Source organism: Planctomycetota bacterium (assembly GCA_033763975.1).
In the GTDB taxonomy this organism is placed as follows: Bacteria; Planctomycetota; Phycisphaerae; order Phycisphaerales; family UBA1924; genus RI-211.
The window spans coordinates 1-15,845 of sequence record JANRJM010000006.1; the positions used below are offsets into that span (position 1 = coordinate 1).

12 protein-coding genes are annotated in these 15,845 nt (G+C 72.5%); 10 read left to right on the forward strand and 2 right to left on the reverse strand.

The annotated features are described in order from the left end of the window. Together SFY69_03420 and SFY69_03425 are read right to left on the reverse strand one after the other, a co-directional pair. Positions 1-266, reverse strand: a 266-nt coding sequence (locus tag SFY69_03420) for an acetyl-CoA carboxylase, biotin carboxyl carrier protein (protein ID MDX2131086.1), incomplete at its 3' end; no start/stop codon positions are given. Between the two features lie 42 nt (positions 267-308). Beyond that, positions 309-1,463 carry a Xaa-Pro peptidase family protein gene (locus tag SFY69_03425; GenBank protein ID MDX2131087.1) on the reverse strand — a complete coding sequence of 385 codons (1,155 nt, stop codon included), beginning with the start codon at positions 1,461-1,463 and terminating at the stop codon, positions 309-311. Positions 1,464-1,542: 79 nt separating this feature from the next. Between SFY69_03425 and SFY69_03430 the strand changes: the two genes are divergently transcribed. The 10 genes from SFY69_03430 to SFY69_03475 all read left to right on the forward strand — a co-directional run bounded on the left by SFY69_03430 (position 1,543) and on the right by SFY69_03475 (position 15,837). Beyond that, positions 1,543-3,189 carry a hypothetical protein gene (locus SFY69_03430; protein ID MDX2131088.1) on the forward strand — a complete coding sequence of 549 codons (1,647 nt, stop codon included), beginning with the start codon at positions 1,543-1,545 and terminating at the stop codon, positions 3,187-3,189. Continuing rightward, positions 3,189-4,295: a hypothetical protein gene (locus tag SFY69_03435; protein MDX2131089.1), complete on the forward strand. Its 1,107-nt coding sequence runs from the start codon at positions 3,189-3,191 to the stop codon at positions 4,293-4,295. The genes SFY69_03430 and SFY69_03435 overlap by 1 nt, the downstream gene beginning before the upstream one ends. Continuing rightward, complete coding sequence (locus SFY69_03440) at positions 4,295-7,378, forward strand: glutamine amidotransferase (GenBank protein MDX2131090.1); 3,084 nt, start codon at positions 4,295-4,297, stop codon at positions 7,376-7,378. Before SFY69_03435 ends, SFY69_03440 begins: the two co-directional genes overlap by 1 nt. Positions 7,379-7,442: 64 nt before the next feature. Continuing rightward, a complete protein-coding gene (locus SFY69_03445; protein MDX2131091.1) occupies positions 7,443-8,465 on the forward strand; it encodes a MoxR family ATPase in 1,023 nt (340 codons plus the stop codon). Between the two features lie 88 nt (positions 8,466-8,553). Continuing rightward, positions 8,554-8,898 (forward strand): GxxExxY protein, encoded by a 345-nt coding sequence (locus SFY69_03450; protein ID MDX2131092.1) that lies wholly within the window; start codon positions 8,554-8,556, stop codon positions 8,896-8,898. A 35-nt stretch (positions 8,899-8,933) separates the two neighbouring features. Further along, positions 8,934-9,857 carry a DUF58 domain-containing protein gene (locus SFY69_03455; protein MDX2131093.1) on the forward strand — a complete coding sequence of 308 codons (924 nt, stop codon included), beginning with the start codon at positions 8,934-8,936 and terminating at the stop codon, positions 9,855-9,857. Further along, positions 9,854-10,276, forward strand: a complete 423-nt coding sequence (locus SFY69_03460) for a four helix bundle protein (protein ID MDX2131094.1) — start codon at positions 9,854-9,856, stop codon at positions 10,274-10,276. The genes SFY69_03455 and SFY69_03460 overlap by 4 nt, the downstream gene beginning before the upstream one ends. Before the next feature lie 91 nt (positions 10,277-10,367). Next, complete coding sequence (locus SFY69_03465; GenBank protein MDX2131095.1) at positions 10,368-12,674, forward strand: BatA and WFA domain-containing protein; 2,307 nt, start codon at positions 10,368-10,370, stop codon at positions 12,672-12,674. Further along, on the forward strand, positions 12,671-14,887 hold the full coding sequence (locus SFY69_03470; GenBank protein MDX2131096.1) for a hypothetical protein: 2,217 nt from the start codon (positions 12,671-12,673) through the stop codon (positions 14,885-14,887). The genes SFY69_03465 and SFY69_03470 overlap by 4 nt, the downstream gene beginning before the upstream one ends. Further along, a complete protein-coding gene (locus SFY69_03475; GenBank protein ID MDX2131097.1) occupies positions 14,884-15,837 on the forward strand; it encodes an ABC transporter ATP-binding protein in 954 nt (317 codons plus the stop codon). The genes SFY69_03470 and SFY69_03475 overlap by 4 nt, the downstream gene beginning before the upstream one ends. The last annotated feature ends 8 nt before the right edge of the window (positions 15,838-15,845 follow it).

Consider the following 15,845-nt stretch of genomic DNA (forward strand, 5'->3'; position numbering starts at 1 on the left):
GCCAGGTAGCAGGTGCCGACCATGGGGCTCTCGATCGCGGGTCCGCTGGCCGCGGGCGGGGCGGCGGGGGCTGCGGGCGCCGGGGCGGCGGGGCCGGCCTGGGGCGCGGCGGCGGGGGGCGCGGCGGCGTAGTGCACGATGGGGGCCGCGGCGGGCGACCCCCGCTTGATGCTCACGCCTTCTTTCTCGTCGGTGAGTTCGACCTCGGTGAGGTCGTTGGCGGTCATGAGCGCCACGAGTTCCTTGAGTTTGGCGATGTCGATCATGTCTGATGGTTCCACGCAGACGCGCACCGTCGGTGCGCGAGGCTACAGAGTGGCCCACCCCGCGTCGAGGGGGAGCGAACAGAGGTTCTCGGCGCCGCGCGCCGTGATGAGGTAATCGTCTTCGAGGCGAACGCCCCCGACGCCCGGCAGGTAGATCCCCGGCTCGATCGTCACGACCATCCCTTCGCGCAGGGTCGTCGCGGCGGCGATGTGCGAGAGGAACGGCTCTTCGTGCGCGTTGAAGCCCAGCCCGTGCCCCAACCCGTGCCCGAACCGCTCGGCGTACCCGTGGCGCGAGATGTACCCGCGGGCGATCGCGTCGATCTCGCGCGTCGTTCGCCCGGGGGCGAGGGCGGCGGCGGCGGCGCGGTGGGCGTCGAGCACGACGTCGTAGATCTCGCGGATGGGGGCGGGCCAGCGCCCGAGCGAGAACGTGCGGGTCATGTCGCTGTGGTAGCCGTCGACCACCGCGCCCCAGTCGATGAGCAGCGGGCGGTTGGCGGCGAGCTTGACCTTGTGCGGGCGGTAGTGCGGGAGGCTGCCGTTGGCCCGGGCCGCGACGATGGTCTCGAAACCCGGCGCGCTCGAGCCGCGGGTCTTCATCTCGGCCTCGATGCGGGCCGCGACTTCGAGCTCGGTCTGCCCGGGGCGGATGGTGGGGAGCACGGCGAGCAGGGCCTGCTCCTGGATGCGTGCGGCGGCGCGGATGGCGCGGACCTCGGTCTCGTCCTTGACGGCGCGGAGCGGGGCGACGAGGTCGCGCACGGGCACGAGCGTGACGCCCGCGCCCGCCGCCTCGGCGAGGGCATCGCGCGACGCGAGGGTGACGGTCTCGGCCTGGATCGCGACGCGCCGGATCGAGCGGTCGGCGAGGAGGCCGGCGACGGCCCGGACCATGGGCTCGCGCCGGATGTGCACGCGGGCGAGCGCGCGAACGGGGACGAGTTCTTCCTCGTACCGGAAGTCGGAGATGATGACACGCTCGCGCTGTCCGGCGAGGAGGTAGGAATCCCCGCCGAGGAACCCGGTGAGGTACGCCACGTCGAGCGGATTGGTGACGAGCACCCAGTCGCAGTCGTGGGCGGCGAGGGCGCTCGCGAGGCGGCGGAGGCGGGCGGCGTGCACCGATCCGGCGCGCGCGGGGCCCGACGCGCGGGCGCGCGTGGTCGGGCGGGGGGTTGCGGCGCGGGCCGTCATGGGGTCACGATGATACCGTGGGCGAGTCGGCCTTGAATCGCCCGTGTAGAGCCCGAACCTTGGCAGGCGAAGCACACGCGTGACCATCCCGCTGCGGCAGGTCGAATCGGATCGCAACGCCGCGCCCTCGGGCGTGGGGCTGGTCGCGGCGTGGGGCGTGCTGCTGGGCGGGGTGGCGTTCGTCGCGCTCCCCGCGTTCGGGGTGGCGAGGTCGCTGGTCGGAGGCGTGACGTCCGGCCGCGTGACGAGCGCGTCGCTGACGCCCTCGGCCGGGCTGCTGCTCACCACCGGCGCGTGGTGCGTGGGGGTCGCGGTACTCGCCACCGCGCTCGCGCTCCCGGCGGGGTGGTGGCTCGGCCGGCGCGGCGGGCGTGCGGCGTGGTGGGCGGGCGGGCTCACGATGCTCTTCCCGTCGTTCCTGTCGTACGCGGCGTACGGGCTCGCCCGGGCGCCGGGAACCTGGACCGGCGACCTCATCGCGCGGGCGGCCGAGCGCGGGTGGACCAATCTCCCCGTGCTCGCCGGGCGGGTGGTCGCGGCGGGCGGGCTGGCCTTGTGGGCGTGGCCCCTGGCCGCGCTGATCGTCGCGTGGGGCGTCCGCGCGATCCCGCGCGAGGCGCTCGATTCCCTGCGTCTCGACGTGCCCGGGCGCGGGCGCCGGGCGTGGCACGTCGTGCGGATGGTGCGGGCGCAGGCCGCGGCAAGCGTCGGCGTGATCGCGCTGCTCATGGCCGGCTCGGCGGTGCCCCTGCACCTCGCGCAGGCCCCCACCTACAGCGTGCGGGTGTGGCTGGAACTCACTACTTCGCCGGGAAGTCCTGCGGCGTGGGCGGCGTCGTGGCCTCTGCTGGTGCTGGGCGTGGGCGGGGCGGTGTGGCTGGGCGGCACGGTGGCGCGCGTGCGCATGCCGGGGGGTGAGGAGCCGGCGGGAGCGCTCGGCCCGGCGAGCGGGGCCGCGGCCTGGTTCTGGGGGCTGGTGGTGCTCTCGACGGCGGTGCCGGCGGGGCTGATGGCCGGGAGCCTGACGAGTCTGCGCCCGCTGCTGGATTTCTGGACGCTCTCGGGCGCGGCGCTGGGCGCGAGCACGGTGACCGCGGCGATCGCCGGGATCTTGGGCGGCGCGCTGTGCGTGGGCGTGTGGATCGCGCTGTCGGTCGGCGGGGGCGGGGCCCGGCGGGTGGTGCGGGCGGCCGGGATCGTGTGGTTCGTGGGTGCGCTCACGCCCGGGGTGCTGGTCGGGCAGGCGCTGTCGACGGCGTGGACGGGCTGGGACGCGCTGCTCGAGAGCCCGTTCGCGCCGGCGTTCGCCCATGTCGTGCGGTTCGGGGCGATCGGCGTGGTCATCGGCGTGCTGCTGGCGGGGACGGAGCGCGCGAGCGAGCGCGACCTGCGCGCCATCGACGGGCAGGGCGGGCTGGGCGGGTTCCTGCGGGTCGTCGTGCGCGGGCGTGCGATGGCGGCGGCGGGCGTGGGCGCGGCGATCGCGTGCCTCAGCCTGCACGAGATCGAGACGGGCGTGCTGCTCCAGCCGCCGGGCACGCCGAGCTTTGCGCAGATCATGCTCGGCTACCTTCATTTCTCGCGGCTTGACGATCTCGCCGCGGCGGTCGTGTGGCTGCTGGCGCTGGGAGGCGTCGCGGGCGGGCTGGGAGCGCTCGTGGCGGCACGGCTCGCCCCGCATCCTTGCGTCGCCCGTCGCAGTACCATCCCCCCGGAGTCTGCATGATGACGGCGCGGGCAACCTGGGCGGCGGCGAGGCGGGCTGCCGCGGTGCGGGGACGCGCGTTGGCGGCGTTCGCCGGGGCGCTCGCGGCGCTGTCCGGCGGGTGCGGGGGCACGCCCGACGGCGATCTGCTCGACGTGGTGGCGCTCTACGGCGAGGCGGGGGACGCGCCCGGCCAGTTTTCGTACCCCAGGTGCCTGGACGCGACCCAGACGCACGCCTGGGTCATCGACAAACTGGCGCGCGTGCAGAAGATCGACGTGCGCACCGGCGAGTGTGTCGGCGGGTGGCGCATGCCCGAGTGGCAGAACGGCAAGCCCACCGGCGTCACGGTCTGGACGCCCCCCGCCGGCGGGCCGACGCGGATCATCATCGCCGACACCCACTACCACCGCGTCATGGTGTACGACCCCGCGGGGATCGCGCCGCCCGGCGAGATGTCCGACGCGCACGGCCTGGTGCTCGCCAGCTTCGGCTCGTACGGCGAGGAGGACGGGCAGTTCATCTATCCCACGGACGTGTGCGTCCTGCCGACCGACGACGGTCGCGGGATCAAGCGGCTGTACGTCGCGGAGTACGGCGGGAACGACCGCGTGAGCGTGTTCGAGCCGGCGGTGGGCGAGACGCCCGGGCACGAGACCAGGTTCACGTTCCTGTTCGCGTTCGGCGAGCCGGGCGCGGGCGAGGGCCGCTTCAACCGCCCGCAGTCGCTGTTCCTGGGCGCCGACGGGACGGAACTCGTGGTGGTCGACGCGTGCAACCACCGGCTGGCGCGTCATGCGCTGGACGGCACGTACCTGGGGCAGGTGGGGCTGGGGATCGGTAACGGGCCGGGAGAGATGAAGTATCCGTACGCGGGCGTGGTGCTCTCGGACGGGAGCGTGATGGTGAGCGAGTTCGGCGGGAACCGGCTGCAGCGGTTCGATCTGCGCACGGGCGCGAGCCTGGGGATCTATGGTCGTGCGGGGCGGTCGCCGGGCGAACTCGCGTCGCCGTGGGGGGTCGCGGTCGCGGGGACGCGTCTGCTGGTGCTGGATTCGGGGAACAACCGCGTGCAGAGCATCACGGCGCCGGGGCGGTCGATGTGGTCCGTGGGGGGAAGCCGCTGATGCACATGGCGACGCTGGCATCGCTGGCGCTGGGACCGGTGCAGTTCGACGAGCCGGTCTTCCTCTGGCTGGCGCCGGTGGCGTGCGCGCTGGTGCTGCTCATGGCGCGCAAGAGCCTGTCGGGCCTGGGGCCCGTGACGCGCTGGGCGGCGCTGGCGATCCGGCTGCTGGTGGTGGTGCTGATCGTGGGCGCGATGGCCGAGCCACACTGGCGCCGTGAGTCCAAGGACGTCGCGGTAATCGCGGTGGTGGATTCCAGCGAGAGCGTGCCCTCGAGCAAGCAGACGGAGGTCGAGTCGTACATCCGCGGCGCGCTCGAGGGGCAGGACCGGCGCGACGACCGGCTGGGGGTCATCACGACGGCGAAGAGCTCCTTCGTGCAGGCGTTGCCCAGCCGCCTGACGCGTGAGGTCGAGCGCCAGCACCTGGGCCCGCTGGACGGGACGGACCTGGCGGCGGGGGTGCGCCTGGCTTTGGCCGTGAAGCCGACCGACGCCGCGACGCGGATCCTGCTCGCCTCCGACGGGATCCAGACGGCGGGGAACGTGCTGCAGGTCGCGGAGACGGCCAAGGCGCTGGGGGTGCCCATCGACGTGCTCCCGCTGCAGTACCGGTACGACGAAGAAGTGATCGTCGACCGGCTGGTGGCGCCGGCGAGCGCGCGCGAGGGAGAGACGCTGAACCTGCGCGTGGTGCTGCAGGCGGTGACGCCCGCGCGCGGGCTGCTGACGATCCTGATGAACGGCGAGCCGGTGGACCTGGACCCCGAAGGCCCGTCGCTGGGTGCGCGGGTGGTGCTCAAGGCGGGGCCCAACGTGCTGTCGGTGCCGGTGAAGGCCATCTCGACGGGCCCGCAGCGGTTCGAGGCGGTCTTCGAGCCCGAGGCCCGGGGCGGGCGGGCGATCGGCGACTCGGTCGCGGAGAACAACCGCGGGCAGGCGGTGACGTTCGTGTCGGGCGAGGGCAAGGTGCTGGTGCTCGCGGAGCAGCCGGAAGAGGCGCGGTACCTGCTGGACGCGATGGCGGGGGCGAAGATCAAGGCCGACGTGCGCACCGCCGAGCAGGTCCCCACGTCGCTGACGGACCTCAACGCGTACGACGCGGTGGTGCTGGTGAACCAGGCGGCGTACGGGTTCACGCAGAAGTTCCAGGAAGACCTGCGCCAGTACGTGCACGACACGGGGGGCGGGCTGCTCATGGTGGGCGGACCGGACTCGTTCGGCGCGGGCGGGTGGATCGGCTCGCCCATCGAGGACGCGCTACCGATCAAGCTCGACCCGCCCCAGAAGCGCCAGATGCCCCGGGGCGCGCTGGTGCTCGTGGTGCACTCGGTGGAAGCGCCCGAGGGGACGTTCCTGGGCAAGAAGGTCAGCGAGGCGGCGGTGAACTCGCTCTCGCGCCTCGACCTGATCGGGATCATCGAGTACGGGTGGGGCGGCGGGACGGACTGGGTGCTCCCGCTGGGCCCGCGGGGCGACGGCACCAGGGCCAAGCGCGCGATCAACAACCTGATGTTCGGCGACATGCCGGACTTCACGCCCAGCATCGAGCTGGCGTACGAGGGGCTGAGCAAGGCCGACGCCGGGCAGCGCCACGTCATCATGATCAGCGACGGCGACCCGTCGATCCCCAGCACGGCGCTGCTCGACAGGTACGTGCAGAGGAAGATCACGATCAGCACGGTGGGCGTGTTCCCGCACAGCGGGGCCGACACGAGCCGCATGCAGCAGATCAGCCGGTACACGGGCGGGCGGCACTACCACATCAACACGCAGGCGGGGCTGGCGACGGTGCCCGAGATCTTCGTGAAGGAAGCACAGACCGTGCGCCGGAGCCTGATCTGGGAGGGCACGCCCTTCACGCCGCAGATCCTGCCGGGCGGGGAGGCGATGCGCGGGCTGACGCAGGTGCCGCCGATCAGCGGGTACGTGGTGGCGGCGGAGCGCGAAGGGCTGGCGCTGGTCTCGCTGAAGGGCAAGGAGGGCGACCCGATCCTCGCGCAGTGGCAGCACGGGCTGGGCAAGGTCGTGACGTACACGAGCGACGCGACAAGCCGCTGGAACGCCGCGTGGATCTCGTGGCCCAGCTACCGCCAGTTCTGGGAGCAGCATCTGCGCTGGGTGATGCGCCCGGGCGGGTCGGCGAACGTGCGTGTCGTGACCGAGAACCGGGGCGACCAGACGGTGATCATCGTGGAGGCGCTCGACGCGGCGGGCGAACGCCTCAACTTCGCGACGTTCAAGGGGCGCCTCGCGCTCCCCGACGGGCGCGGGATTGATGTCGACCTGAATCAGGTGGGGCCCGGACGCTATCAGGGCGTGGTGCAGACGGATCGGCCGGGGTCGTACGTCGTCAGCCTGCGCTACGCCGCCCCGGACCCGACGCAGCAGGACGGCGTGCTGGAGGGGAGCGTGCAGGCGGCCGTGACGCGCCCGTACGCCGACGAGTACCGCACGCTGGAGGACAACACGCCCCTGCTGCGCCAGGTGGCGGAACTGACGGGCGGGCGCGTACTGACGGGCGACCCCCGCGCCGAGGACCTGTGGCTGCGCGAGGGGCTCCGGGTGCCGGTGGCGCTGCGGGCGATCTGGCTGTGGGTGGCGGTGCTGGCGATCACCCTGTTCCTGATGGACGTGGGCGTGCGCCGGGTGCGGATCGACCTCGTCGCGATGTGGCGGGCGGTGGCGCGGGGCGCGTCGAAGTCGACGTCGAAGGACGCGGCCCACGTGGGCTCGCTGCGGGCGGCCCGCGAGCAGGCCCGCGCGAAGATGCAGCAGCGTTCGGGCGGGAGCGCGGGCGACCTGCGCCCCGACGAGGCCGCCGCGGGCGCCGTGCGCGACGTCCGCAAGGCGCAGCGCCTGAGCGGGGTGAAGTTCGAGGCGACGCCCGCGCAGGCGCAGCAGGCGGCGGCCCCGATCGTGATGGGCGGGGCCGACGCGCGCGTGACGCCCCTCACGCCACCACCCCCGCCCCGCGACGCGGGCGCGCAGCCCGGCGAGGGGCTGGGGCGGCTCATGAAGGCGAAGCAGAAGGCACGCGAGGGGATGGACGACGAGGGCGCGGGCCCGCAGCAGGGAACCTGACCGACTGGCGCCGGCGCGAGCGGCGAAGGAGTGCACCATGGCCGTGGTCGAACGCGAGATGACGATGGAAACCCCCGCCGAGGTGAAGGCGGAGTGCGAGCGGTTCCGGGCGACGTTCCAGACGCTCAAGGCCGAGGTCGGCAAGATCGTCGTGGGGCACGAGAGCGTGGTGGAGGGCGTGCTGATCGCGCTCTTCGCGGGGGGCAACGTGCTGCTGGAGGGCGTGCCCGGGCTGGGCAAGACGCTCCTGGTGCGCACGCTGGCGCAGACGCTGAGCCTGCCCTTCAGCCGCATCCAGTTCACGCCCGACCTGATGCCCGCGGACGTGATCGGCACGAACATCGTGACCGAAGACCCGGCGACCGGGCGCCGGCGGTTCGAGTTCCAGCGCGGGCCGATCTTCGCGCAGCTCGTGCTGGCCGACGAGATCAACCGCGCGACGCCCAAGACGCAGTCGGCGCTGCTGGAGGCGATGCAGGAGCGGAGCGTGACGGCGGCGGGCACGACGTACAAGCTCGACCAGCCGTTCATCGTGCTCGCGACGCAGAACCCCATCGAGCAGGAGGGCACCTACCCGCTGCCCGAGGCCCAGCTCGACCGGTTCATCTTCAAGATCGTCGTGGGCTACAGCGGGCTCAGCGACCTCATCACGATCCTCGACCGCACGACCGGGCAGAAGACGCCCGACGCGACGAAGGTGCTCGACGCGCCCGGCATCCTCGCGATGCAGAACCTCGTGCGCGGGGCGGTGGTGGCGCCGCACGTCAAGGAGTACGTCGCGCGGCTCGTGCTCGCGACGCACCCGGGCGGGCAGATGGCCGCCGGCGGGAGCGGGGGGCCGACGAACAAGTACGTGCGCTGCGGGGCGAGCCCCCGCGCGGCCCAGGCGCTGATGCTCGGGGGAAAGGTCAAGGCGCTGATCGAGGGGCGCTACCACGTGGGGTTCAAGGACATCCAGTCGATCGCGGCGATGAGCCTGCGCCACCGCCTGCTGCTGAACTTCGAGGCCGAGGCGGACCGCGTGGACCCGGACGTGCTGGTGAAGCAGATCATGGAGCTGACGCCGACCGAGCCGGTGCGGGTGTGAGGAGTTTCAACGCGAAGCCCGCGAAGACGCGAAGCGGGAACGCGGAGTGGGTAACCAGAAACAGCGGGCGAGAAGCGGCGAGGTGGGCATGAGCAACCTGACGCACAAGGAACTCCCGGCGCATATTGAAGCGGCGTGCCACACCGTGATCGGTCGCGCGATCGAAGTGCATCGCGTGCTCGGCCCGGGGCTGCTCGAGAGCTTGTACGAGGACGCGCTGGTGTACGAGCTACGCGACGCGGGACTTCGCGTGGATCAGCAGGTCGACCTTGCCGTGCCCTACAAGGCGACGACGCTGCGCGGCCAGCGTCTCGATGTGCTCGTTCTCCTCAAGGACGGGCTACGACGCGTCTTCAATGAGCGATCTCCCCTGGCCCGGACCGACGTGCACGGCCGGCACGACAAAGTAACCTCGGACGGCATCTCCCTTTGAGCCCTTCGCGGCCTTCGCGTTGAAACAGGTTGTGCATGCTGAAGACTTCCAACCCAACCCGGCCGTCGTCGATCGAGGACCTGCTCACGCCGGACCTCATTGCGCGGCTGGACCCGCTGGACCTCTCGAGCAAGAAGGTCTTCTTCGGCAAGCTCAAGGGCGAGCGGCGGAGCAAGAAGCGCGGGCAGAGCGTGGAGTTCGCCGATCACAGGCCGTATGCGACGGGCGACGACATCCGCCACATCGACTGGAACATCTACGCGCGGCTCGACCAGATCTTCATGAAGCTGTTCCTCGAGGAAGAAGACCTCTCGCTGCACCTGGTGCTGGATTGCTCGGGAAGCGCGGACTGCGGCGAGCCGGGCAAGTTCCTGTTCATGCAGAAGGCCGTCATGGCGCTGGGGTACGTGGGGCTCGTGAACCTCAACCGCGTGTCGGCGACGGCGATGGGCGCCGGGGCGGGGGGCGTGGTCTCGAACATCCGCGACCTGCGCGGGCGCCGGCGCGTGCACGATCTCGCGCAGTGGGTCTGCTCGCTCACGCCCGAGGGCGACTTCTCGTTCCGCGAGGCGACGGAGCGCATCGCGCTGACGCGCCGGGGCAAGGGGCTGATGCTCGTGTTCTCCGACTACTTCTTCAAGGAAGGGTACGAAGAGGGCCTGCGCCGCCTCGTCGGGCACGGCTACGACGTGTACGTCATGCAGGTGCTGAGCCCGCAGGAGGTCGACCCGCCCCTCACCGGCGACCTGCGCCTGCGCGACGTCGAGGACCTCGACACCGCCGAGGTCACCATCTCGGCGCCGCTGCTCAAGCGCTACAAGGCGAACCTCGCGGCGTACTGCGGGCAGCTCGCGTCGTTCTGCGCCCGGCGTGAACTCACGCACATGACCGTCCGCAGCGACACGCCCGTCGACGTGCTCGTGCTCGACTACCTCCGCAAGAAGGGAGTAGTCAAGTGAGCGAGACAGCGAAGCAACGAGCGAGCGAGACAGGGCGGACGCGGACGACCACGAAGGTCCGGACATTCCGTGATCTCGTGGCGTGGCAGCGGGGTATGGAGCTGGCCATCGCCGTGTACGACCATACCCGGTCGCTCCCGGAGGCGGAGCGGTACGGACTTGTGTCCCAGATGCGCCGGGCCGCGGTGTCCGTACCGTCAAACATCGCCGAGGGCTACGCCCGCCAGAGCAGAGCGGACTACGTTCGATTCCTGCGAGTCGCGCGAGGCTCGATCGCCGAACTCGGCACGCAGGCCGAGCTCGCCGAACGGCTCACGCTCGTCGCACCCAACCCGCAGCTCCGCGCGTTGATCGACGAGGAGGCGCGAATACTCCAGGCCCTGATTCGTGCGCTCGAACTGAAGGAGGGCGGCGTATGAGCACCGTTCGCACTTCGCACGCCAGCGGGCATGAATCGGCCCCTGTTTCGCTGTCTCGCTTGCTCGCTCGGTCCCTCTGCGGAGGCCGCCCGTGACGTGGCTCACCCCGATGTACGGCCTCATCGCCGCGTCGATCGCGGTGCCGACGCTCATCATTCTGTACTTCCTGAAGCTCCGCCGGCGCGACGTCGAGATCTCGACGACGCTGCTGTGGAAGAAGGCGATCCAGGACCTGCAGGCCAACGCGCCGTTCCAGCGCCTCCGGCGGAACATCCTGCTCTTCCTCCAACTGCTCATCCTGGGCGCGATGCTGGTCGCGCTCGCCCAGCCGCAGCTCACCAGCCAGGTGATGACCGGGCGGCGGCACGTGATCCTGATCGACCGATCGGCGTCGATGAGCGCGCAGGACGAGGAGCTGGCGGGCGGGAAGAAGGCGAGCCGCCTCGACGTGGCGAAGGAGCAGGCGCTCGCGCTCGTCGAATCGCTGCGCGAGGGCGGGCTGCTGGCGAAGGACCGCGCGGACCAGGCGATGGTCATCGCGTTCGACAGCCAGGCGGAGATCCGCCAGCAACTGACGGCCGACAAGGCCGCGCTGCGGCGCGCGATCGAGGAGATCACGCCCAGCGAGGCCCCCACCGCGATCGAGGAGGCCATCCGCCTGGCGAAGGCGCAGCAGCGCCGGCGCGTGGTCGAGGGGCAGGAGATCGCGGGGCTGACGAGCGACGAGCCGTTCACGATCCACGTGTACTCGGACGGGCGGATCCCCGACGCCTCGCGGACCGCGCCGGGGCCGGAGGATCACGTCGAGTTTCATCGCGTGGGCACGCCGGACGCCGCCAACGTGGCGATCGTGGGCATGCGCGCGGAACGCTCGTTCGACAACCCGTCGAGGCTGAGCGTGTTCGTGTCGCTCATCAACACGCAGACGCTCCCGCGCACGGTGGACGTCGAACTGCTCATCGACGACGCGGGCTCGGGCATCAAGACAACGACCATCGCGGGCGCGAGCACCGAGGGCGTGTCGCTCTCGGCGCCCGAGGCGGCCCGGGCGGGGGCACGCGAGCGCGAGGCCGCGAACGCCGCGGGCCTGGCCCAGCCCGTCGCCGAGCGCACCGGGCGGGCCTCGCCCGGGGTCGGGGGCGTGGTGTTCAGCGTCGACCGGTCCGCGGGGGCGGTGGTGCAGGTGCGACTGCGCGATCCGGCGACGGGCGCGGCGTTGGAGGCCGATTCGCTCGAGATGGACAATCGCGGGTGGCTGATCGTGCCGCCCGCGAAGCGCCTGGCGGTGGCGGTGGTCTCGGCGCGGGGCAATCTCTTCCTGACCTCGGCGCTGCAGGGCCTGCCCTTGTCGCGCCTGGCGGAGTTCGGCCCCGAGGAGTTCGAGGAGCGGGCGGCCGACGGTTCTCTGGGCGAGTTCGACGTGGTGATCCTGGACGGGTACCTGCCGGAGGGCGCGAAGGCGGCGCCCCAGGCCGCCGCGCCGGCAGCGCCCGCACCCGAGGGCGATGCGCCCGCCGCACCGGCCGAGGCGTCCCCCGGGCCCGAGGCGGCCCCGCCCGCGCCGATCGACGCCGCGGTGCCCGTGGATGTGCTCCCGCCGGGGCGGTACCTGATCTTCGGCTCGGTGCCGGGGCGCCTGGGCGCGACGCCCTCGGGCATCCGCGACCTGGGCACGGGCGGCAGTGGCTCGATCATCGACTGGCGGCGTGACCATCCCCTGTTGCGCGCGGTGAACCTCGACGGGCTCGACATCGCACGCACGCGCAAGGTGTCGCTCGAGCAGGGAAGCCCGGCGACGGCGCTCGCGTTCTCCGAGGCCGGGCCGATCATCCTCGACGCCTCGACGGGCGAGGTCCGCAGCGTCGTCGTGCCGTTCGACGTGGCGGAGAGCGACTGGCCCTTCAACGTGAGCTTCGTGGTGTTCATGGCGTCGGCGGTGAACTACCTGGCCGACGACACCGGCGCGGGCGCGACGGGTCGCACCGTGCAGCCCGGCTCGGTCTTCTCCGACCGCCTGCCGCCCGGCTCGACCGGCGCGCGGGTGCAATCGCCGGACGAACAATCCCAAGTCCTTCAGGCGGCCGGCGACGGACGCATCATCTACGGGCCTGTCTCGCGCACCGGCGTGTACGAGCTGTCCTGGAGCGGCCCGGCGGGCCCCACCGACCTGGCGGGCGATGGAGAACGTCCCACGCGCTACTTCGCGGCCAACCTGTTCGACCCCACCGAGTCCGACATCGGCGCCACCGACGTGCTCGACCTCGCGAGCGACCGGGTCGCGGCGCGCGACTCGGGCAGCGCCGGCGCCACGCGACGCCTCTGGCCGCTCTTGCTGCTGGGCGCCCTGCTCATCGTCCTGGTCGAGTGGTTCGTGTACAACCGCAAGGTGCACGTGTGATCACCCGCCCTCGTCCATCGCGTGCGTTCGCGCGGGCGATCGGACTGGGCCTGCTGGCGGCGTCGGCCGCGGGCGCGCACGCGCAGGAGTCGCCCCCGGCGGAGATCACGCGGGTCCGGCTCGGCTGGGGGGGCGCCATCATCCCGGGCGAGCGCTGGGCGCCGGTGGTGGTGGACGTGCGGGGCGGGCCCGATGCGTTCGCGGGCACGCTGACGATCGAGTACACGCAGGATGCAACGCAGCGGGCGCAGGTGTGGGTGCCGGTGGCGACGACGCCCAACCAGACGGTGCCGTACGAACTGGGCGTGTGCGTGCCCTTTCACACCGACAGCGTGCGGGTGACGCTCACGGGCGAGCGGTTCCGCCAGCAGATCGATTTCGACCGGTCCGGGGCGGCGGGCAGCCAGCCGCTCCCGTCGATCGACGGGGCCGAGCGGTTCGTGCTGGCGGTGGGCGATGATCTGGCGGCACTGCGCCTGGCCGACGCGGGTGTGGGCACGCCCGTGCCGCCCGCGGGGATGCCCGTAATGCCCGCGAGCACGCCGCCCGACCCGTGGTCGCGGACGACCGTGGTGCCGGCCGGCGCCGCCGATCTGCCGATGTCGTGGATGCTGTACGAGGGACTGTCGCTGGTCGTCGCGCGCGAGCGCGACCTCCTGGACGCCGACCGGCGCAGCCGGGACGCGCTGCTCACCTGGGTCGAGGCGGGCGGGCGTCTGATCGTGCTGCTCGAGCCCGCCGGCGACGCCTGGCGCACGTTCGTCGGCGCGGGGCACGTGGAGGTCGGGGGCGCCGTGCCCGTGACGCTCGAGCAGGGATCGATCGCGAACGACGCGGCCTCGGGCGGCGCGGACGCCGGCATTCGCACGGCCCGCCCCATCACCATCACGCCAGCGGGCCTCGCCCAAGGGTGGCGCACCCTGTGGCCTTTCGAGGGCGGGGGGCCGACGCGCGGGCTGGGCGCGACCGGGCCCGTCGGCATGGGCATGGTCGGCCTGCTGGGCATCGACCCCGCGCGCCTGCACCCGACGCTCGATACCTCCCGGACACGTTCGCACTGGCGGGATGTCTGCGCGCAGGTGCTGCCGAGCCATTCGAACTACGGCGATTCCTCGCAACCCTGGGCCTGGTTCGGCTCGGGGCGATCCGGGCCCGACACGCCCTCCGCGGACGCGATGTCCGCGGGGCTCGACGCCCTCGCGATCGTGCCCCCCTTCGGCAGCGGCGCGTTCGTCGTCGTCGGCCTCTCGATCGCGCTGCTGGGCCTGATGCTCGGCCCGGTCGACTACGCGCTCCTGCGCCGGCGCCGGCGCGCCCGCTGGAACTGGCTCACCGCCATCACGTGGATCGGCCTGGCGGGCGGCACGGCCTACCTGGCGCCGGTGCTCGTCCGCTCGGGCGAGACCGTGAACGCGCGGATGCGCGCGGTCGACCTGATCGACGGGCCCGAGGGCGGCGCCTTCGCGTGGGAGACCGCGCTGACGGGGGTCTTCGCCGGGCAGCCGCTGCTGACGGCGCCCCCCACCATCGACGGGCGTCCCGCGTGCGAGGGATCGTGGTTTCGGGGCGTGTCGCCGGTGTACCAGCACGGCGGGCCGGCCACCGGGTTCCCGCCGCTGCGCATCGGGGTGCGGAGCACGCCCACGCGGGGCGGGATTCCAGGGCCCATGTCGCAGGGGCAATGGACGTACCGCACGCTGCTCGAGCAGCGCCCCGGCATGCCCGCCTCTCTCCCGATGCCCGTCCGCGTCGCGCGGACCAAGGCGGGATACGCCGTCGAGGTCGGCCCGCTGCCCGAGGGCGCGGCGCTGCGGTCGGCGCACCTCGTGACCGACGCGGGGCACGCATCTCTGCACCTCGTCCCCGCCGAGGACGAACGGGGCGGACGCGTGCTCGTGGACAATGTCCGCGCGAACACGCTGGTTGTCTCGCCATCGGCGCGGGCGGCCGAGTGGGAGCGCGACACCCCGACGCGGACGGTGTGGCCGGCCGGCAGCACCTGGCCGGGGACATGCCTGGACCTGCCGCTGGTGCGCGATCGCACCGACGCCATCGATCGCCGCCTGGCGCGAGGGTGGGTGTGCGTGATGCTCGAGGCGCACGACATGCCCGACGACGGGCTGCTGGACGTGCCCGGCTCGCGTCCGCGCACCGTCATGCTGCTCCGGGCGGTGCTGCGCCCTGACGCCCCTCTCGACGGAGACTTGCCATGATCGAGGCCCGCGGGCTCACCAAGCGGTTCGGGGCGCTGACGGCGCTCCATGACCTCACGCTCGACATCGGCCCGGGCGAGGTCTTCGGCTTCATCGGGCCCAACGGCGCCGGCAAGTCCACCACCATGAAGATCCTCGCGTGCCTGCTGCGGCCCGACGCGGGGACCGCGAAGGTCTGCGGCCTGGACATCGCGACGCGCGCCGACGACATCCGGGCCGCCATCGGCTACATGCCCGACTTCCTGGGCGTGTACGACGACCTGACGGTGGACGAGTACCTGCAGTTCTTCGCGGCGGCGTTCCGCCTGCCCCGCATCAAGCGGCGCACCATCGTGGGGCAGGTGCTGGAACTGACGGACCTGACGGAAAAGCGCGACGCGCTGGTCGACAGCCTGTCGCGCGGGATGCAGCAGCGCCTCGGCGTGGCGCGCGTGCTCATCCACGACCCCAAGGTGCTGCTGCTGGACGAGCCCGCGAGCGGGCTGGACCCGCGCGCCCGCATCGAGATGCGATCGCTGCTGGTGGAGCTGGGACGCATGGGCAAGACGCTCATGGTCTCGTCGCACATCCTGTCCGAGCTCGCCGAGATGTGCACCTGCATCGGGATCGTCGAGCGCGGCCGCCTGCTCTACGCCGGGTCGATCGCCGAGGCGTACGCACGCACCCGCGAGGCGGCCGGGCACGGGGAGCGCATCGCGGTGCGCCTTGATCCCGGCGGCGCCGGCGTGGCGCGGGTGCGCGAGGTGTTCGCGACCGACGCGCGGGTGCAGCGCGTGCTGGGGGACGACGCCGGGCAGACGCTCGTCGTCGAACTGACGCCCGGCCAGCACGGGCACCATTTCGTCATCGAGGCGCTCGTGGGCTGCGGGGCGCGGATCGACGCCTTCCAGCCCGAGGACGTGAAGCTCGAGGACGCGTTCCTGAAGCTCACGACGGGTGCGCTGCAATGACGGGGGCC

Coding starts and splice junctions, on each gene's coding strand:
- SFY69_03450 (MDX2131092.1), top strand. CDS start 8,554: ATGAGCAACCTGACGCACAAGGAACTCCCGGCGCATATTGAAGCGGCG.
- SFY69_03425 (MDX2131087.1), bottom strand. CDS start 1,463: ATGACGGCCCGCGCCGCAACCCCCCGCCCGACCACGCGCGCCCGCGCG.
- SFY69_03455 (MDX2131093.1), top strand. CDS start 8,934: ATGCTGAAGACTTCCAACCCAACCCGGCCGTCGTCGATCGAGGACCTG.
- SFY69_03440 (MDX2131090.1), top strand. CDS start 4,295: ATGCACATGGCGACGCTGGCATCGCTGGCGCTGGGACCGGTGCAGTTC.
- SFY69_03445 (MDX2131091.1), top strand. CDS start 7,443: ATGGAAACCCCCGCCGAGGTGAAGGCGGAGTGCGAGCGGTTCCGGGCG.
- SFY69_03435 (MDX2131089.1), top strand. CDS start 3,189: ATGACGGCGCGGGCAACCTGGGCGGCGGCGAGGCGGGCTGCCGCGGTG.
- SFY69_03475 (MDX2131097.1), top strand. CDS start 14,884: ATGATCGAGGCCCGCGGGCTCACCAAGCGGTTCGGGGCGCTGACGGCG.